The 17,884-nt window shown below is 73.9% G+C and carries 21 protein-coding genes, 1 tRNA gene and 3 pseudogenes; 9 read left to right on the top strand and 16 right to left on the bottom strand.

Going from position 1 to position 17,884, the window contains the following annotated elements; genetic code table 11:
* Positions 1–174: 174 nt before the first annotated feature.
* From AB0947_RS25740 to AB0947_RS25705, 8 genes are all read right to left on the bottom strand, one after another.
* Positions 175–1,116: an RNA polymerase sigma factor SigF gene (locus AB0947_RS25740; protein ID WP_366752689.1), complete on the bottom strand. Its 942-nt coding sequence runs from the start codon at positions 1,114–1,116 to the stop codon at positions 175–177.
* Positions 1,117–1,452: 336 nt separating this feature from the next.
* Positions 1,453–2,289, bottom strand: a complete 837-nt coding sequence (locus tag AB0947_RS25735; protein WP_366752822.1) for an RNA polymerase sigma factor SigF — start codon at positions 2,287–2,289, stop codon at positions 1,453–1,455.
* Between the two features lie 176 nt (positions 2,290–2,465).
* Positions 2,466–2,759, bottom strand: coding sequence for a Dabb family protein (locus AB0947_RS25730; protein ID WP_171154859.1), 294 nt, complete (start codon positions 2,757–2,759; stop codon positions 2,466–2,468).
* Positions 2,760–2,769: 10 nt separating this feature from the next.
* Positions 2,770–2,949 carry a hypothetical protein gene (locus AB0947_RS25725; protein ID WP_171154861.1) on the bottom strand — a complete coding sequence of 60 codons (180 nt, stop codon included), beginning with the start codon at positions 2,947–2,949 and terminating at the stop codon, positions 2,770–2,772.
* A gap of 159 nt (positions 2,950–3,108) precedes the next feature.
* A tRNA-Ser gene (locus tag AB0947_RS25720) sits at positions 3,109–3,193 on the bottom strand.
* 56 nt (positions 3,194–3,249) lie between these two features.
* The gene (gene tadA, locus AB0947_RS25715) at positions 3,250–3,717 is read right to left on the bottom strand and encodes a tRNA adenosine(34) deaminase TadA (RefSeq protein ID WP_366752688.1); all 468 of its coding nucleotides are present in this window, start codon (positions 3,715–3,717) and stop codon (positions 3,250–3,252) included.
* A 23-nt stretch (positions 3,718–3,740) separates the two neighbouring features.
* On the bottom strand, positions 3,741–4,280 hold the full coding sequence (locus AB0947_RS25710) for a hypothetical protein (RefSeq protein ID WP_366752821.1): 540 nt from the start codon (positions 4,278–4,280) through the stop codon (positions 3,741–3,743).
* Positions 4,281–4,578: 298 nt separating this feature from the next.
* Positions 4,579–4,824, bottom strand: coding sequence for a hypothetical protein (locus AB0947_RS25705; protein WP_366752687.1), 246 nt, complete (start codon positions 4,822–4,824; stop codon positions 4,579–4,581).
* Positions 4,825–4,919: 95 nt separating this feature from the next.
* Between AB0947_RS25705 and upp the strand changes: the two genes are divergently transcribed.
* Entirely contained in the window at positions 4,920–5,555 is a 636-nt protein-coding gene (upp, locus tag AB0947_RS25700) for a uracil phosphoribosyltransferase (RefSeq protein WP_171154866.1), read from the top strand.
* 97 nt (positions 5,556–5,652) lie between these two features.
* On the opposite strand, the gene AB0947_RS25695 is transcribed toward upp, so the two are convergent.
* Positions 5,653–6,291 (bottom strand): LytR C-terminal domain-containing protein, encoded by a 639-nt coding sequence (locus tag AB0947_RS25695; RefSeq protein ID WP_366752686.1) that lies wholly within the window; start codon positions 6,289–6,291, stop codon positions 5,653–5,655.
* 108 nt (positions 6,292–6,399) lie between these two features.
* A complete protein-coding gene (locus AB0947_RS25690; RefSeq protein ID WP_004943146.1) occupies positions 6,400–6,696 on the bottom strand; it encodes a type II toxin-antitoxin system VapB family antitoxin in 297 nt (98 codons plus the stop codon).
* A 113-nt stretch (positions 6,697–6,809) separates the two neighbouring features.
* Here AB0947_RS25690 and AB0947_RS25685 point away from each other — a divergent pair, with 113 nt between their 5' ends.
* Entirely contained in the window at positions 6,810–8,372 is a 1,563-nt protein-coding gene (locus tag AB0947_RS25685; protein ID WP_366752685.1) for a helicase HerA-like domain-containing protein, read from the top strand.
* Between the two features lie 20 nt (positions 8,373–8,392).
* Here AB0947_RS25685 and AB0947_RS25680 read toward each other — a convergent pair whose 3' ends face one another.
* From AB0947_RS25680 to AB0947_RS25660, 5 genes and pseudogenes are all read right to left on the bottom strand, one after another.
* Positions 8,393–8,518: a hypothetical protein gene (locus tag AB0947_RS25680; RefSeq protein ID WP_366752684.1), complete on the bottom strand. Its 126-nt coding sequence runs from the start codon at positions 8,516–8,518 to the stop codon at positions 8,393–8,395.
* Positions 8,519–8,574: 56 nt separating this feature from the next.
* A complete protein-coding gene (locus AB0947_RS25675; RefSeq protein WP_366752683.1) occupies positions 8,575–8,895 on the bottom strand; it encodes a hypothetical protein in 321 nt (106 codons plus the stop codon).
* A gap of 131 nt (positions 8,896–9,026) precedes the next feature.
* Complete coding sequence (locus tag AB0947_RS25670) at positions 9,027–9,722, bottom strand: HdeD family acid-resistance protein (protein ID WP_366752682.1); 696 nt, start codon at positions 9,720–9,722, stop codon at positions 9,027–9,029.
* A gap of 276 nt (positions 9,723–9,998) precedes the next feature.
* The gene (locus tag AB0947_RS25665; protein WP_366752681.1) at positions 9,999–10,592 is read right to left on the bottom strand and encodes an HhH-GPD-type base excision DNA repair protein; all 594 of its coding nucleotides are present in this window, start codon (positions 10,590–10,592) and stop codon (positions 9,999–10,001) included.
* Between the two features lie 83 nt (positions 10,593–10,675).
* A pseudogene (locus AB0947_RS25660) lies at positions 10,676–11,299 on the bottom strand (siderophore-interacting protein); the annotation flags it as partial.
* Between AB0947_RS25660 and AB0947_RS25655 the strand changes: the two are divergent.
* The 7 genes and pseudogenes from AB0947_RS25655 to AB0947_RS25625 all read left to right on the top strand — a co-directional run.
* Positions 11,198–11,500: pseudogene (locus AB0947_RS25655) on the top strand (penicillin acylase family protein); the annotation flags it as partial. The pseudogenes AB0947_RS25660 and AB0947_RS25655 overlap by 102 nt on opposite strands.
* Positions 11,501–11,523: 23 nt before the next feature.
* Positions 11,524–12,777, top strand: a pseudogene (locus AB0947_RS25650) (penicillin acylase family protein); the annotation flags it as partial.
* Complete coding sequence (locus AB0947_RS25645; RefSeq protein WP_366752820.1) at positions 12,747–13,391, top strand: penicillin acylase family protein; 645 nt, start codon at positions 12,747–12,749, stop codon at positions 13,389–13,391. The pseudogene AB0947_RS25650 and the gene AB0947_RS25645, both read left to right, overlap by 31 nt.
* Positions 13,384–13,971, top strand: a complete 588-nt coding sequence (locus tag AB0947_RS25640; RefSeq protein ID WP_366752819.1) for a GNAT family N-acetyltransferase — start codon at positions 13,384–13,386, stop codon at positions 13,969–13,971. Before AB0947_RS25645 ends, AB0947_RS25640 begins: the two co-directional genes overlap by 8 nt.
* A complete protein-coding gene (locus tag AB0947_RS25635; RefSeq protein WP_366752680.1) occupies positions 13,968–14,441 on the top strand; it encodes a cupin domain-containing protein in 474 nt (157 codons plus the stop codon). Before AB0947_RS25640 ends, AB0947_RS25635 begins: the two co-directional genes overlap by 4 nt.
* The gene (locus AB0947_RS25630) at positions 14,438–15,211 is read left to right on the top strand and encodes an SDR family NAD(P)-dependent oxidoreductase (protein ID WP_366752679.1); all 774 of its coding nucleotides are present in this window, start codon (positions 14,438–14,440) and stop codon (positions 15,209–15,211) included. The genes AB0947_RS25635 and AB0947_RS25630 overlap by 4 nt, the downstream gene beginning before the upstream one ends.
* A 66-nt stretch (positions 15,212–15,277) precedes the next feature.
* Positions 15,278–17,158 (top strand): copper resistance protein CopC, encoded by a 1,881-nt coding sequence (locus AB0947_RS25625; RefSeq protein ID WP_366752678.1) that lies wholly within the window; start codon positions 15,278–15,280, stop codon positions 17,156–17,158.
* Between the two features lie 15 nt (positions 17,159–17,173).
* Here AB0947_RS25625 and AB0947_RS25620 read toward each other — a convergent pair whose 3' ends face one another.
* Positions 17,174–17,641, bottom strand: coding sequence for a hypothetical protein (locus AB0947_RS25620; RefSeq protein ID WP_366752677.1), 468 nt, complete (start codon positions 17,639–17,641; stop codon positions 17,174–17,176).
* Positions 17,642–17,884 lie beyond the last annotated feature (243 nt).

The raw sequence follows: 17,884 nt of genomic DNA, 5'->3' as shown, positions 1-17,884 counted from the left end.
GCACCACCGCCCGCGCACGCGGCGAGCACCCCGCCCGGACGCACGACGGCCGCCGACGCTGCCGTAACGGCGCCTCGGCGGCCACGCGTCCATGTCGTCGTACGGACCATTCCGGCATCGAGCATCCGGACATGGTGACCGACGCCCCGTCGGGCGGGAGGCGGGCGGTCGGCGTCAGTCCGAGATCAGGCCCTCCCGCAACTGCGCCAGCGTCCGGGTCAGCAGGCGGGAGACGTGCATCTGGGAGATGCCGACCTCCTCGCCGATCTGCGACTGGGTCATGTTGGCGAAGAAGCGCAGCATGATGATCCGGCGCTCCCGGGGCGGGAGCTTGGCCAGCAGCGGCTTGAGGGACTCCCGGTACTCCACGCCCTCCAGGGCCGTGTCCTCGTAGCCGAGCCGGTCGGCGAGCGAGCCCTCGCCGCCGTCGTCCTCGGGGGCCGGGGAGTCGAGGGAGGAGGCGGTGTAGGCGTTGCCGACCGCGAGGCCGTCGACCACGTCCTCCTCGGAGACACCGAGCACGGCGGCCAGCTCGGTCACCGTGGGCGAGCGGTCCAGCTTCTGGGACAGCTCGTCGCTGGCCTTGGTGAGGGCCAGGCGCAGCTCCTGGAGCCGGCGCGGGACGCGCACCGACCAGGAGGTGTCACGGAAGAACCGCTTGATCTCGCCCACGACGGTCGGCATCGCGAACGTCGGGAACTCCACGCCCCGTTCGCAGTCGAACCGGTCGATGGCCTTGATCAGGCCGATGGTGCCGACCTGGACGATGTCCTCCATCGGCTCGTTGCGCGAGCGGAACCGCGCCGCCGCGTAGCGCACCAGCGGCAGGTTCAGCTCGATCAGGGTGTCCCGGACGTACGCCCGCTCGGGGCTGTCCTCGCCCAGCGCCGCCAGGCGCAGGAACAGCGAGCGGGACAGGGTGCGGGTGTCGATGGTGGCCGTGACCTGCGCGGCCGGGACAGCTTCGGCGGCCGGTTCGGCGGCCGGGGACGGCACGGCTTCGAGGGCCGTGACGCCCTCGAAGCCGTCGAGGACGTCGAGAGCGTAGAGCTCCTTGGGCGCTGCCTCGCTCATCGCGGGCGTCAGCACCTTCGAGCTGCCCTGGTCTGCGGACATGCCACCCCCTTTGGGTCGCGGGACGGTCGCGGCGGCGCCGTCTCTCGCGAGCAACGCAGCCTTCACCTGAATACCGGCGCCGGAGCTCCGGCAAACGCGCTTCCCGCAGAATGTCACATGTCGGCAACGCGCTGTACCGACATGTCGACATGACAGATCCGAATCGGCCCTGCAAACAAGGGGTCTGACGGTCCTTCGGGCCCGAACTGTCGGCAACAGTGCTGGTGAGCGATTCGCCCGCGCCGGTTAACGCTCGATCGGGTTTGCGATGCAGTGGCGTTCGGGGCGTGCTTCCGTGCGCCTGCCGTGCACCAGCCGCCCCGGCGTCTGCTGCGGCTACGCGTCGATCCGGTTCGCGGAACGCAGCCGCTGGAAGCTACGGGCGAGGAGGCGCGACACGTGCATCTGGGAGACGCCGAGTTCCGCGCTGATCTGTGACTGGGTGAGGTTGTTGTAGTAGCGCAGGAGGAGGATGCGCTGTTCCCTCTCGGGGAGCTGGACGAGGAGGTGGCGGACCAGGTCGCGGTGTTCCACGCCGTCCAGGGCCGGGTCCTCGTAGCCGATCCGGTCGAGCAGTCCGGGCAGCCCATCGCCCTCCTGGGCGGCCTCCAGCGAGGTGGCGTGGTACGAGCGTCCCGCCTCGATGCAGCTGAGCACCTCGTCCTCGCCGATCCGGAGCCGCTCGGCGATCTCGGCGGTGGACGGCGAGCGGCCGTAGAGCGTGGTCAGGTCCTCGGTGGCGCTGTTGACCTGCACCCACAGCTCGTGCAGCCGGCGCGGGACGTGCACCGTGCGGACGTTGTCCCGGAAGTACCGCTTGATCTCGCCGACCACGGTGGGCATCGCGAAGGTCGGGAACTGCACGCCCCGGTCGGGGTCGAAGCGGTCGATGGCGTTGATCAGTCCGATGGTGCCGACCTGGACGACGTCCTCCATGGGCTCGTTGCGGGAGCGGAAGCGGGCGGCGGCGTAGCGTACGAGCGGGAGGTTCGCCTCGATCAGCGCTCCGCGCACCCGGTTGTGCTCCGGCGTGCCGGGGGTGAGTTCCTTCAGTTCGGCGAACAGCACCTGGGTCAGGGCCCGGGTGTCCGCGCCGCGGCGCTTCTCGGGGGCCGGCGGGGTCGGAGTGGGCGCCTCTTCCTGGGGCGGCGCAGTACTGGCCGACACGGTCAACGCCACCTCTTCGTCGGTCAATCATCCGTCAAAAGCGGTCATAGCATCACAAGACATGTGCACTGTGTGCAAGCACCCGATAACCCCGTGTTGTGGTTCAAACACCGATGATGTGGGTACGCATCGCACGAAAAACCCCTCGCCGGAACGGCGAGGGGTTCGCGTCGGTGGAGGGCTCAGAACTCGTAGTCGGCGATCACCCAGGTGGCGAACTCGCGCCACAGCGCGACGCCCGCCTGGTGGGCCGGGTGCTCCAGGTAGCGCTTGAGGGCGTCGGTGTCCTCGACGGCCGAGTTGATCGCGAAGTCGTAGGCGATCGGCCGGTCGCTGATGTTCCAGGCGCACTCCCAGAAGCGCAGCTCCTCGATCTGCCCGCCCAGGGCCCGGAAGGCCTCCACGCCCGCCACGACCCGCGGATCGTCGCGCCCGACGCCCTCGTTGAGCCTGAAGAGGACCAGGTGGCGGATCATGGGGTGTACCTCAGTTCTTTCCTCCGTGGGCGACCCAGGTCATGAAGTCGCCGATGGCCTTCGCGGCGTCCGATATGCCCTCGAAGCCTATCTGGACGTAGTCGGCCGCCTTGGCCGGATCCGTGATGATCACGTACAGCGCGAAGACCACGAGCACGTACACGGCGATCTTCTTGGCGTTCACCGCCACCGCGGCCTCCCCTGTACCAGTGCCCCTCGGGCCCCTGCTGCCTGCCGGCCGCGAGTGTAACGTTCACGCCTTCGCGTACGGCCAACAGCGCGCCGCCGCAGCCGGGTTGCGTCCGGAACGCACGAAAGGCCCCGTCAGCTGACGGGGCCTTTCCACGAGCGGTAGCGGAGGGATTTGAACCCTCGGTGACTTGCGCCACACTCGCTTTCGAGGCGAGCTCCTTCGGCCGCTCGGACACGCTACCGAGGGAGACCCTACAGCACGGGGGGCCGTGGTCCGAAATCGGTATCCGGCGGCGGCTCAGCGGTCCCGGAAGAACGCGGTGAGCAGCCGGGCGCACTCCGCCGCGAGCACGCCCTCGATGACTTCCGGCCGGTGGTTGAGCCGGCGGTCGCGCACCACGTCCCACAGGGAACCGGCGGCTCCCGCCTTCTCGTCCCGGGCGCCGTAGACCACCCGGTCCACCCGGGACTGCACGAGCGCGCCCGCGCACATCGTGCACGGTTCCAGCGTGACGACGAGCGTGCAGCCGGTCAGCCGCCACTCCCCGAGCCGGGCCGCCGCCCGCCGGATCGCGAGGACCTCGGCGTGGGCCGTGGGATCACCGGTGGCCTCACGCTCGTTGTGCCCGGCACCCAGCACCGTCGTACCGTCCGGGGACAGCACGACGGCGCCGACCGGGACGTCCCCGTCCCGGACGGCCAGCCCGGCCTCCTCCAGGGCAAGCCGCATCGCGGCGCGCCAGGGGTCCCGCACCGGGTCCGGCATGCCCTGCGTGCGCTGCGACGTGGTCAGCGGACGGTCTCCAGCACCTCCGAGGCGCCCAGGGCCTCGGCGATGGTGTTCAGCGCGTCGTCGGCGTCCAGGGCGCGCAGTTCCTTCTCGCTGATGCCCAGGTCGTCCAGGATCTCGCTGTCGCCCACCGGGCTGTGCGGCACCGCGTCGGTGGCGGCACCCTCCTCCTCCTCGTCCTCGTCGTCCTCGGACTCGCCGTCCTCGGTGCCGTCGAGGTCCAGGGAGTCCAGGTCCGGGCCGTCGTCCACGCCGGGCTCCCGGCCGAGCAGTTCGTCGGTGAGCAGCAGCTCCCCGTACGCGCTGCGCTGGGCGGCGGCGGCGTCCGAGACGTAGATGCGAGGGTCGTCCTCGCCGTCCACGCGGACGACACCGAACCAGGCGTCCTCCTGCTCGATCAGGACGAGCACCGTGTCCTCGTCGGGAGAGGCTTCCCGGGCCAGGTCGGCCAGATCCGACAGGGTCTCCACATCGTCGAGCTCTGTGTCGCTCGCTTCCCACCCGTCTTCGGTGCGCGCGAGCAGTGCGGCGAAGTACACCGTGACTCTCCCACTGGTCATAGGCGTGCCGGTTGGGGGTCCCCCCGGCGGAGGTACTTGGGCGGAGAGAGCTGGGCTCCGAGCCCCACCCACTCGGAATCGTGGCAGAAAGAAGGCCTCCAGGGGACGTCTTCGGCTCCCTGTGTCTGGCTGTTTCGATCGTGGATCCGTGATCGGTTCACCAGCGCGCTCATTGCCGCCACCTGCGGATCGTACGCGGCTTTTCCCCGCGCTCACGCACGGCCGCCCCCGACACCGGCGCGAGCCTGGCCCCGCGTCCCGCGAACGGGCCCCGGAACTACCAGCGGAACGTCCGCATGCGCATCGCGTGGCGCAGTCGTGCGGCCTTGGCGCGCCGGGGCTGGACCCGGGCGCGCAGCGCGCGCGCCTCGGCGAGTTCGCGCAGGAACTGCGCTCGGCGGCGCCGGCGCTCGGTCTCGCTCTCGGGCTTGTCGGAATCGGTCCGCGCGGACCGCGCAGCGGGGCCGGCCGTGTCGCCGGTGGGCCCGAAGGCGTCCGCGGGCAGGTCAGGCAGGTCAGACACGTCACACCACCCCAGTCCGTCCCTCCCACCTTCCCCCGGTTGGCCGGTTTGACGCCAGCGCGAGGGCGGCCCGGGGCGCAGGTACCGTTAGGGGCATGCGTCTCCACGTCGTCGACCACCCCCTGGTCGCCCACAAGCTCACCACGCTGCGCGACCAGCGCACCGACTCCGCGACCTTCCGGCGGCTCGCCGACGAACTGGTCACCCTGCTCGCCTACGAGGCCACGCGGGACGTGCGCACCGAGGCCGTCGACATCCGGACGCCGGTCGCGGTGACCACCGGGGTGAAGCTGGCCCGTCCCCGCCCGCTGGTGGTGCCGATCCTGCGGGCCGGCCTCGGCATGCTGGACGGCATGGTCCGGCTGCTGCCGACGGCCGAGGTGGGCTTCCTGGGCATGATCCGCAACGAGGAGACGCTCCAGGCGTCCACGTACGCCTCGCGCATGCCGGAGGACCTCTCGGGCCGCCAGGTGTACGTCCTCGACCCGATGCTGGCCACGGGCGGCACGCTGGTCGCGGCGATACAGGAACTGATCAAGCGCGGCGCCGACGACGTCACGGCGGTGGTCCTGCTGGCCGCGCCCGAGGGCGTCGAGGTCATGGAGCGGGAGCTGGCGGGAACGCCGGTCACCGTGGTCACGGCGGCTGTCGACGACCACCTGAACGAGCTCGGGTACATCGTGCCGGGGCTGGGGGACGCGGGGGACCGGCTCTACGGGGCGGCGGAGTAGGTCCTCGCCCACCAGCGAGCGGCCCGGTCGCCGCCCGGGGGTGCGGGGGCGCGAGCGGTTCTCGCGCGGTGCTCCGCGCCCCTTTCCGGGGCGCCGCTCAGCAGCCCTTCTTCGGGGAAGCCGCCGGCTTCGGCGCGGTCAGGGCCGTCAGCGCCTGTTTCGCGGCCGCCGGCTGCGCCAGCCCCTTGAAGGCGTCGCCGATGACGAGGTCGACGTCGCCCCCCTTGCGGATGTCGGCGCGCTCCTCCGCGCCGGCGAGCTGGGTGCCGAGGACGCGCAGCGAGGTGTCCTGCGCGGCGGCGGAGCCGAGGAGTATTCCGGCGCCCTTGACCTTCTTGTCGTACTGCTTCGACGCGTTGCCCACGTCGCCGATCTTGAAGCCTCGTTTCTTCAGCTCGTCCGCGGTGCTCTTGGCGAGCCCGGAGCGCTTGGTCGCGTTGTAGACGTTCACGGTGATCCGGCCGGGCTCGGGCAGGGCGTGCGCCTGGGCCGCCGGGGCCGCTTCGGTCCTGGTCCGGCAGCCCGTCGTGGACGCGCTCGCCGTGTACTTGTCGCCGCCACCGCTGAAGACGTCGACGAGCTGGAGCGTGCCCCAGCCGATCAGGCCGAGCGCGGCGGCGGACGCCACCACGACGGCCACGAGCCTGCCGCGTCGCCGGGTCGGACGCATCCGAGGGTATTTGTCCCCCGTGATGCGGTACTGGCCGCCCATGCCGGGGGGAGTCAGCATGCTCATGGGCGCAGCGTAGTGCGCGCGAGCGGCGATGCCTATCAGATGATCAGTCGATGCCGCCCGGTGCCGCCCAGCGGAACCCGAAAGGGCCAACGGCCCTGTCGTGCCGGGTCAGTCGAGTTCGAGCACGCGGGCGTGCAGCACCTGGCGCTGCTGGAGGGCGGCGCGGACGGCGCGGTGCAGGCCGTCCTCCAGGTACAGGTCGCCCTGCCACTTCACGACGTGCGCGAACAGGTCGCCGTAGAACGTCGAGTCCTCCGCCAGCAGGGTCTCCAGATCGAGCTGCTGCTTGGTGGTGACGAGCTGATCGAGGCGGACCGGGCGCGGCGCGACGTCCGCCCACTGCCGGGTGCTCTCCCGGCCGTGGTCGGGGTACGGCCGGCCGTTTCCGATGCGCTTGAAGATCACACGGAAAGCCTACCGGCCAAGACGTTCCGGGCGCAGCCATGGCGACGGAGTGCGAGGCTTGAAAAGACAGATCAAAACGGGCATACGGGTAACTACGGGGACAGGGGTCGGAGATGAGTGACAACGAGACCGTGCCGCCCGCCGGCCCGCGGGGGGCGCCCGCACTGCCCGAGGCGGCCCGGAAGATCGCCTCCGGTTACGCCTTCACCGGCCCCGCGCTCGATCTCGGCGCCCTCCTGTGGGACGGGGCGTGTCGCGCCGACGCACCGGTCCGCATCCCGCTGGCCGTGCTCAACCGGCACGGGCTGGTGGCGGGCGCCACCGGCACCGGCAAGACCAAGACGCTCCAGCTGATCGCCGAACAGCTGTCGGCGCAGGGCGTGCCGGTGTTCCTCGCGGACGTCAAGGGCGACCTGTCCGGCATCGCCCGGCCGGGGCAGCACAACGAGCGGGTGCGCAGGCGGTCCGCCGACGTGGGCCAGGAGTGGGCCCCGGCCGGCTTCCCGGCGGAGTTCTTCGCGCTCGGCGGCCTCGGCCACGGCATCCCCGTGCGGGCCACCGTCACCAGTTTCGGCCCCGTGCTGCTGGCGAAGGTGCTCCGGCTGAACCAGACCCAGGAGCAGTCGCTCGGACTGATCTTCCACTACGCCGACACCAAGGGCCTGGAGCTGATCGACCTCAAGGACCTGCGCGCGGTCGTCGCCTTCCTCACCTCCGACGAGGGCAAGGCCGAACTCAAGGACATCGGCGGCCTGTCCGGTGCCACGGCCGGGGTGATCCTGCGCTCCCTGACGGCCTTCGAGGCGCAGGGCATGACGGACTTCTTCGGCGAGCCGGAGTTCCGCACGGCGGACTTCCTGCGCACGGCGGAGGACGGGCGGGGCATCGTCTCGGTCCTGGAACTCGCGGCGGTCCAGGACAAACCGCTGCTCTTCTCGACGTTCCTGATGTGGCTGCTCGCCGACCTCTTCCACGACCTGCCCGAGATCGGCGACGCCGACAAGCCCGAGCTGGTGTTCTTCTTCGACGAGGCGCACCTGCTGTTCGACGACGCGTCCCGGGCGTTCCTGGAGTCGATCACCCAGACCGTCCGCCTGATCCGCTCCAAGGGCGTCGGCGTCTTCTTCGTCACCCAGACGCCCAAGGACGTGCCCGGCGACGTCCTCGGCCAGCTCGGCAACCGCGTCCAGCACGCCCTGCGCGCCTTCACCCCCGACGACCACAAGGCCCTGCGGGCGACCGTGCAGACCTTCCCGAAATCGGCGTACGACCTGGAGGAACTGCTCACCGGGCTGGGCACCGGCGAGGCCGTGGTGACCGTGCTCAGCGAAACCGGCGCGCCCACCCCGGTCGCCGCGACCCGGCTGCGCGCCCCGCGGTCCCTGATGGGCCCGGTGGACCCCGGGGAACTGGACCGGGCGGTCCGCGACTCCTCGCTCCACGACCGTTATGCACAGGCTGTGGACCGCGAGTCGGCGTACGAGAGGCTGAGCGCCGCCCGGCCGGCGGAACCGCCGCCGAAGCCCGCTCCCGCGCGCGCCCGCCAGGAGGAGCCCTCGCTGGTCGACCAGGTCGTCGGCAGCGGGATGTTCAAGTCGCTGGCCCGTTCGGTCGGCACCCAGCTCGGCCGCGAGATCACCCGTTCCCTCTTCGGCACCGCCCGGCGGAGGCGGTAGCCCGCCCCCGCCGGTGCCGGTCAACGGTCCCGTTCCTCGGGCGGCCGCTGGGGTTCCGGTGTCCGCTGGTCGGGCCGGGGCGCCGTACCGCGCCGGGCCTCCGCGCGCAGCAGGGCGCGCAGGACGGCGTAGGGATCCTTGGGCATGGCTGTGCTGCTCCTTGCGTCGAGCCGAACTGACCTCGCGGGGAACACGGGTCTGTTCAGCAGCGCAGGACCACGGTGCGCAGCAGGGGCGCGGTGTACGGCGCCCGGGGCGCGGCGGGACGCGGGCGGGCCGCCGGGACAGCGGGCGCCGGGGCGGTCAGGGGTGCGAGTCGCTCGGGCGCGTCGGCCCGGTGGAGCGCGCGGACGGGTGGCCGCAGGGCCGTGTCGAGGACGTCGTGCTCGGCCGTCTCGGCGGCCGCGGCGAGATCCGGCACCGCCGGGACCGGCACATGCGCGCCGGGCACCCACAGGGCGAGGAGCAGCACGAGGACGCGTAGCCAGGTACGGCCCCGGGGCGTGCTCCTGCTCCTGCTCACACCGGCTTTCTTCCCGCGGCGCGCGGACAGCGCAGCACGCCGGGGGCGAGATCCACCCGTCCGGGTGACGGGGGAGGCGACCGGCGCCGCACGCTGCGGCCGGCCCGCGAGCAGCGCGCGGGCGCCGGTGGTCACACCGCCTGCGGTACGTGGCGCGCCCGGCTGCGGATGCCGAACGCGGTCACGATCTCCACGATCCCCACCGCGACCAGCCAGATGCCGCTGACGAAGGCCAGCACGGCGACCGAGTCGAGCGGCGAGTCGATGAGCACGATCCCGGCGATGAAGGTCAGGATCCCGAGGAAGATCTGCCAGCCCCGGGCGGGCATCCGGGAGTCGTGCACGGCGGCCAGGGTCTGGGTGATGCCGCGGAACAGCCAGCCGATGCCGATCCACAGGGCGAGCAGCAGGATCGACTGCATCGGCCCGCGGAAACAGAACAGGCCCAGCAGGATGGACAGCGCGCCGCTGATGAAGGCGAGGACGCGCAGCGAGGTCGCCCGGTGCGTGCCGAACGCGGACACCAGCTGGAGGACCCCGCTGTACAGCAGGTAGAGGCCGAACAGCACACCGGCGGCCACCAGGGAGTGGCCCGGCCAGACCAGCACCAGGACACCGAGTACCAGGGAACCGATGCCGGTGAGCAGGACGACCTGCCAGGCGGCCCGGGACAGGGCGTGCAGCGGGCCCTCGAACGGCGGCTCCGGTTCATGGTGGGTGCCGGGTACCGCGGCGGCGGGATGGCCGCCGGGTGAAGCGCCCGCGTGGACATGCCGGTCGTCGTACGCCCGGTCCCGCTCGGGACCGGTGCTCGGTACCTCGCTCATGCCCCATGCTGAGACCGTCCGCGCGGCGGGGGCCAGCGGGGTGGGCCGAACGGGTGACGGGAGGACGGGGGGACGGGGCGGGGCGGTGCCGGCCGGCGCCGGGCGGCTCGTCGAGTCGCCGTCTCCGGCGATGTGGTGCGGCACCACCGGCAGGGGTGCGTGCCGCCGCCGGCGGACAGGGTGACGCGGACCCGCAGTTCGCGGCCCCGGGCGGAGGGGACCGCGGCGGCGCGGGCGGTCTCCTCGTCCGGCCGGGGAGCGGACGGGGGCCGCGGCTTACCCCTTCGCCGCCTTGGCCGCCTTCGCCGCCGCCTTCATCTCCTGTTTTTGGGCCCGGACCTTGGCCAGGGACTCGGGGCCGGTGATGTCGGCGACGGAGCGGAAGGACTTCGGTTCGCCGTAGGCTCCGGCGGCCTCCCGCCAGCCCTCGGGCGCGACGCCGAGCCGCTTGCCGAGCAGGGCCAGGAAGATCTGTGCCTTCTGCTTGCCGAAGCCCGGCAGGTCCTCCAGCCGCCGCAGCAGCGCGGCTCCGCTGTCCACGCCCCGCCAGACCGCCTCCGCGTCCCCGTCGTAGTGCTCGACGAGGTACTGGCACAGCTGCTGGATCCGCTTCGCCATCGAGCCGGGGTAGCGGTGCACCGCGGGCTTCTCGGCGAGCAGCGCGGCGAAGGCCTCGGGGTCCGCCGCCGCGATCTCGTGCGCGTCGAGGTCGTCCGTGCCGAGCCGGTCGGCGATGGTGCGGGGTCCCTTGAACGCCCACTCCATGGGGATCTGCTGGTCCAGCAGCATCCCGGTCAGCGCGGCGAGCGCGGAGCGACCGAGCAGCGCGTCGGCCGCGGGGTCCTGGGCGAGGTGCAGGGTGACGTCCATGCGTCGATGATCCCGCGCGCGGGGCGGTGCCGCCCGCCGGGTGGCCACTGGCCCCCGGTGGCCCCCGGCCGGCCCGTCGCCGCTCACTCCGCGCGCCAGTACCCCAGGGCGTGCACCCGGTGCCTCGGCACGCCGAGGTCCTTGCGGACGCAGGCCGCGAGCGTGCGGGTGGTCGCCGTGTCGCAGGCGATCCAGAGGTACGGGTGCGGGGTGCCGGCGAGGACGGCGGGCAGCTCGGCGCGGACCCGTTCCACCAGGTGGGCGCCCGCGTCGCGGCGCGGTACCGCCCGCATCTCGTGCGAGCCGGGCCCGGTACGGCGGGGCAGTCCCGCCGGGTCCCCCTCGAACCAGACGGTGGCCGGGGCCCGGCCCAGCGCGCCGAGCAGCGAGTTGAGCGCGGGCAGCGAGGCCGGGTCGCCGATCGCGACGACGTGGGGGGGCGCCGGTTCGGGCTCCCGGAATCCGGTGCCCTGGACGGTGGCCTCGATCGTGTCGCCGGGCCGCGCGGCCCGCGCCCAGTCGGAGGCCGTGCCCTCGTGCAGGGCGAACTCCAGGCCGAAGGTGCCGGCGGCCGGGTCGGGGTCGACCAGGGTGTAGGCCCGCTGGTGGGGCCGGCCGTCGGCGGAGAACCACAGCCGTACCCACATGGTGGGGTGGACGCCGGCCGCGGCGAGCAGCCCGCCGTCGCTCAGCCGCAGCCGCCGGTACCTCGGCGGCTCGGCGCCGAGGCGCTCTCCTGGGACGTCTTCGCCCGCCGGGCCCGGCTCGACGACACCGCCCGCCGCTGCTTCGCCGCGCTGGAACGGCGGGACCCGGAGACGGCCGACTGGGTACGGGCGTACGTCGACGGGGTCAACGAGGGGCTGCCCGCCGGCGCCGGCCGCGCCCCCGAGTTCGCCCGTGCCGGTCTGACCCCCGGCCGCTGGCAGCCGTGGACGCCCCTCGCCGTCTGGCTCGGCACGCACATCCTCTTCGCGGGCTCCCGGCCAAGCTCTGGCGCGAGCGGGCGGTACGGCACCTCGGTCCCGAGGCGGCCGGCCTGTTCGCCACCGACGGGACCGGTACGGCGGGCAGTAACGGCTGGCTGGTCACCGGCGACCGCACGGAGACGGGGTACGCCCTCGTCGCCGGCGACCCGCACCGCGTCATCGAGGACCCCGGTGTCTACCAGCAGATCCACCTCTCCTGTCCCGAGTTCGACGTCGTCGGCCTCGCCGTGCCCGGCGTCCCCGGCATCGCCCACTTCGGCCACACCGGCACGGTCGCCTGGGCCGTCACCAACGCCATGGCCGACTACCAGGACCTCTACCGCGAACGGCTCCGCCGCACCGGCGCGGGCATCGAGGCCCTGGGCCCGGACGGCACCTGGCACCGCGCCGCCCGCCACACGGAGACCGTCCGCGTCGCGGGCGAGCCCCCCGTCGGGATCGAGGTCATCGAGACGCCCCGGGGCCCGGTGATAGCCGGGGGACCGGAGGGACTGGAGGCGATCGCCGCGCGGCCGGCCTCCCCGGCAGGAGACGCCTCCGTGACGGCCGGCGCATCCGGGCGCCCGACCCGCGGCCCCGCCGGGCCGGGCCCTGCGCGCGGACCGGAGGACGCCGACGGCGCGGCCGAGGCGCTCGCCCTGCGCTACCCGCCCCGGGTGACGGAGGACCTCGGCTTCAGCGCCCTGCTCCCCCTCCTCCGCTCCCGCACGGTCGCCGACGTCGACACCGCCCTGGACGCCTGGCGGGAGCCGGTCAACGTCGTACAGGCCGCCGACACCGCCGGAGGCACCCTGCACCGCGTCGCCGGCCACGTCCCCCTGCGAGCCGGGGCCAACCGCCTGAAGCCGGTCCCCGCCTGGGAACCAGGCCACGCATGGCGCGGCGCGCACGAGACGCCGTACGCCCGCCCGGCCACCGAGAACGGCATCGCGGTGATGGCCAACGCCCGCGGCCTCGCCGCCCCCCTCGGCGTCGAGTTCGCCCCGCCCCACCGCGCCACCCGCATCCGCGCCCTGCTCGAAGCGCGCCCCACCTGGACCGCCGACGGCATGCCCGCGATCCACACCGACACCCACCTCGGTTCCGCCGCGGCCCTCCTGGACCGCCTCGCCGCCCTCACCGGCCTCAGCCCGGCCGCGGCGGCCCTGCGGGACCGTCTGCTCGCCTGGGACCGCCGGATGGCGGCGGACAGCACGGACGCGGCGGCGTACGCGGCGGTGCGCGGCGCGGTCGTACGGCACCTCGCCGCGCACCCGGTCCTCGCCCCGCTCGCCGAGCCCCGGCCTACCCGGACGTCCTGCTGCCCTGGCTGGCCCTCGTCCCGCGCGTCGGCCACGCCCTCGAACACCTCCTGCGCGCCGGGGACCTGTACGGCATCGACCGCGCGGCAGCCGTCCGCACCGCCCTGGAGGAGGTCGCCGCCGCGCCCCCCGCCGGGCCCTGGTCGGCCACCCACCGCCTGGCCCCCTGGACGGCGCTCCCGCAGGCCCCCGGACCCGGCGCGGACGGCCCCGGTCTCGCCGGCGACCACGACTGCGTGCTGTGCACCTCCGCCGTCCCCGGCCTCACCGACCGCGCCGTCCGCGGCCCGGCCGCCCGCTTCGTCTGGGACCTGGCCGACCGCGCCGACAGCCGCTGGGTGGTCCCGTTCGGCGCCGACGGCGTACCCGGGACCGCCCACCACCGCGACCAGCTCCCCCTGTGGACCGCCGGCGAACTGGTCCCGGTCGTCACCGACTGGACCCGGCTCACCCCCGAACCCGCGAACGCACCCGAGGAAACCCAGGAGACCGAGGAATCCGATGACTGATCTGCATGTCCAGCACGTCGACGGCTACGGCACCGTCCGCATCCGCCCCCTCAACCCGGAGGGCGACGCGGACCTGGTCCACGCCTGGGCCGGCGACGAACGCGCCGCGTTCTGGGGGATGAACGGCCTCACCCGGGCCCAGGTCGCCGAGATCTACGCCCACATGGACACGCTCGACACCCACCACGCCCACCTGGTCACCGTGGACGGTGCACCGGCCGCGCTCCTCCAGACGTACGAACCGTCCGCCGACCGGGTCGGCGCGTGCTACGACGTCCGCCCCGGCGACCTCGGCGTCCACCTCCTCCTCGCCCCCGCCGGCCCCGCCGGCCCGCGTCCCGGCTGGACGTCCGCCCTGCTGACGGCGGTCACGGCCTACGTGCTGCTGGTCCTGGACCGCCGGCGGATCGTGATCGACCCCGACGTGCGCAACGCCAAGGCCATCGCCCGCTTCGAACGCCAGGGCTTCGAGCGCGGCCCGGCCGTCGTCCTCCCCGAGGTCGACCTGCCCGACGTGCACCTGCCGGAGAAGCACGCGCAACTCGCCTTCCTGGACCGGGCGGTAGCCTTCCCCGGGTGACGCCCGACGAGCTGATCGCTTACTACGGCCTCGAACCCATCCCCCGCGAGGGCGGCCTGTTCCGCCGTACCTGGGCCGGGCCCGCCCGTCCCGACGGCCGCCCCGAGGGCTCCGCCATCGTCGTGCTGCTCACCGCCGGCGACTTCTCCGCCCTGCACCGCCTGCCCTTCGCCGAGACCTGGCACTTCTACCTCGGCGACCCGCTCCGGCTCCTGCTCCTCGCCCCCGACGGCACCACCCGCACCCCCGTCCTCGGCCCGGACCTGCGCTCCGGCCAGCACCTCCAGCTGACCGTCCCGGCCCGCACCTGGATGGGCGCGCGGGTGGCCGCGGGCGGGGCGTGGGCGTTCTTCGGCTGCACGACGGCCCCCGGATTCACCTACCCGGACTACGAACACGGGGACGCGGCCGACCTGACGGCGCGTTACCCGGCCGAAGCCGACCTGATCACGGAACTGTGCCGTCCATGACGCCGTCCACGCCCCTGCTCGCAGGACAGACCGCACTGGTGACCGGCGCCGGCGGCGGCATCGGCCGCGCCATCGCCCTGCGCTTCGCCGAACAGGGCGCGGCGGTGGCCCTGCACTGCCGTACGGCGCTCGCCGCGGCCACCGAAGTGGCGGGCCGGGTCCGGGAGGCGGGCGGCAGGGCGGTCGTGCTCCAGGCGGACCTCACGGACGAGGCCGCCTGCCGCCGCCTGGTCGAGGAGACGACGGCCTGGTCGGCCGGCCGGCTCACCGCGCTCGTCAACAACGCGGCCGTCCAACCCGTCCGGCCCCTGCCGGAGCTGACGGCGCGGGACTGGCGCACGGTCGTGGACACCAACCTCACCAGCGTCTTCGCCTGCACCCGGGCAGCCGCCGCCCACATGCGCGTCCACGGCGGCGGCACGATCACCCACATCGCCTCCATCGAGGCCGGCCACCCGGCCCCCGGCCACGCCCACTACGGCGCGGCCAAGGCGGCGGTGGTCACGCACGCCCGCGCGGCGGCCCTGGAGTACGGCCCCGACGGCATCCGCGTCAACACCGTCTCGCCCGGCCTGATCGACCGGCCCGGCCTGGCACGGGACTGGCCGGACGGCGTACGGCGCTGGCTCGCCGCCGTCCCCGCCGGCCGCCTGGGCCGCCCCGAGGACGTGGCCGACGCCTGCGTCTTCCTCGCCTCCCCGCTCGCGAGCTGGATCACCGGGCACGACCTGGTGGTGGACGGCGGGGTGACGGCCCGTCCGGCCTGGTGAGCACGCGGCCGGTTCGCCCCGTACCTAGGGGAGGCACGGGTGCACGGGCGGGAACGGAGGCTGACGGTGCTGCGCGACGCGGACAACGAAGGAGCCCACGGCGGAGGCCGTGTGCGAGCCCGGGACGGCGACCGGCGACGGCGAGGAGGGCGCGGTCCGTCGCGGCGCCCGGCAGGGACGTTCCTGCTCGTACTCCTCCTGCCCGCTCTCCTCCCCGCCCTCCTCCTCGGCACGGCGACGCCCGCCTCCGCGCACGCCGTCCTGCGCGCCACGGACCCCGCCGACGGAACCCTCCTGCGCACCGCCCCCCGTCACGTCACCCTCACCTTCACCGAGTCGGTCGGCCTGCTGACCGACTCCTTCCGGGTGTACGACCCCGGGAACCGGCGCCTGCGCACCGGCCCCGCCGGCCACGCCGCCGGCCGCTCCGACACCGCGCGCGTCACCCTCCCCGCCCGGCTCGCCACCGGGACGTACACGGTCGCCTGGCGGGTGGTGTCGGCCGACAGCCACCCGGTGTCCGGCGCGCTCACCTTCTCGGTGGGCAAACGCACGGCGGCACCGGCTGCCCTGCCCCAAGAGCGCGCGGAGAACGGGGCCACCACGGCCCTGCACACCATCGCCCGCTACCTCGCCTACCTGTCCCTGGCACTCCTCCTGGGCACGGCCGCGTTCGTGGCCTACTGCCGCCCGCCGACGACGGCCCACCTGCGCGCCCCCGCCCTGGCCGCCGCGGTGACGCTCGTCGCCTCCACCCTCGCCGTGTACCTCCTGCGCGCCCCCTACGAGGAGGCCGCCTCCCCGACGACCGCCTTCTCCCTCTCCGCCCTCACCCACACGGCGGCGACCCGCCCCGGCCGGCTCCTGCTCCTCCGCCTCGCGCTGCTGCTCCTGGCCGCGGCCGCCGCGACCCTCCTCAGGACCCGCCGCGTCAGGCTCCCGCGCCGCGCCACCCTCGCGGCGGCCACCGCCCTCGCCGTCGCCCTGACCCTGACCTGGTCGGCGTCCGACCACGCCTCGGCGGGCATCCAGGTCCCGGCGGCGATCGTCTCCACCACCCTGCACCTGCTGGCGACGGCGGCCTGGCTGGGCGGCCTGGCCGCGCTCCTGTGGACGCTGCGGCGCGCCCCGCGAACGGCCACCGCCCTGCCGGCCTCGGTCCCGGCCCGCTTCTCCCGGCTGGCGTTCACGTCGGTGGTGGTCCTGGTCGTCACCGGCGTCTACCAGTCCTGGCGCGGCCTCGGCTCCTGGCAGGCGCTGACCGGCACGACGTACGGCCGCACGCTCCTGGCGAAGCTGGCGGCGGTCACCGCGCTGCTCCTCGCGGCGGCCTGCTCCCGCGCCTGGACGGCCCGCCTGACCCGTCCGGCGCAGGCCGCCGTCCGCGCCCGCGTCCCCGAACCGGCCACGGGCCCCGCGCTCCCCGAAGCCCCGCCCGGACCACCCCCGGCCCCGCCCCTGCACCTCCTGCGCCGCTCGGTCCTTCTGGAGGCGGTGGCGGCCTCGCTGGTCCTGGCCCTGACCACGCTCCTGACCAGCACGGTCCCGGGCCGAGCGGCGACGGAGTCCGCCCCGTCCGCGCCCTCCGCCGCGACGGGCGTCCAGACGGCCTCGGTCCTCACGATCCCCTTCGACACGGGTGCCCCCGGCGGCCACGGCAAGGTCCAGATCACCCTGGACCCCGGCCGCGTCGGCACCAACTCCCTCCAGGCCGTGATCTACGGCCCCGACGGCGGCCTCGCCACGGTCCCCGAGCTCCGCGTCACCCTCACCCTCCCGGCACGGCGCCTGGGCCCCCTGGACACCCGGCTCACCGACCGCGGCGGCTACTGGTCCACCCCCGCCTTCACCGTGCCCCTTTCCGGCACCTGGACGGTGAAGGCGACGGTCCGCGTGTCGGACCTGGACCAGGTGACGGTGTCGGCACCGGTGCGGGTGACGCGCTAGGGTCTTTCGTTCGGATCAGGCGGTGTGCAGGAAGAGCTGCGGGGACCAGCCGGTACAGCTGCCGGGCCCCGCCTCGTCGACGGCACCGGCGCACGCCCTGACCTTGAAGTTCCAGTCACCGCGCGCGGGCGCGTCGACCGTGGCGACCCGGTACTCGCCCATGCGCAGCTGCCAGCTGTACCAGCCGAGCCGTGACGGATACGTGTACCGGACCTCGTAGTAGGAGTAGCGCGGGTCGGAATAGCCGCCGTAGTACACCCGCAGCGTGTTGGCGCACCCGTCGAAGCGGGCGCCGGCGTACGGGGTGCCCGCGAACGTGAACCGGTTGGGCGCCCCGCCCAGGTTGGTGCCGCCGCCGGGCGGATACGCGTCCTGGGACGCGCACGGGCTCGCCGAGGCGGAGGCCGGCACCCGCGCCGACGCCGCGGACGCCGTACCGCCCACGAAGACGACGGGAACCACCAGGGCCACGGCAGCGGCCACCACAGGCACCAAAGGCCCCAAGGCCCTCACCTCCAGCGAAAGAACCTCAGTGACCACAATGCACTTTCGCCCCACAGGTCGCATCCGCTGACCGGATGCGGATGCGGATGCGGATGCGGATGCGGAGGGGGATACAGACCCGGGTACGCCAGAGGGCCGGACCGCTGATGCGGTCCGGCCCTCTGGGCTGGCGGAGGATACGAGATTCGAACTCGTGAGGGGTTGCCCCCAACACGCTTTCCA

Origin of the sequence: Streptomyces sp. NPDC047841, from assembly GCF_040704085.1 — a bacterium.
Taxonomy (GTDB): Bacteria; Actinomycetota; Actinomycetes; order Streptomycetales; family Streptomycetaceae; genus Streptomyces; species Streptomyces argyrophylli.
Note: the sequence above shows the minus strand (reverse complement) of the source record. Positions and strands in the feature narration are given on the sequence as shown.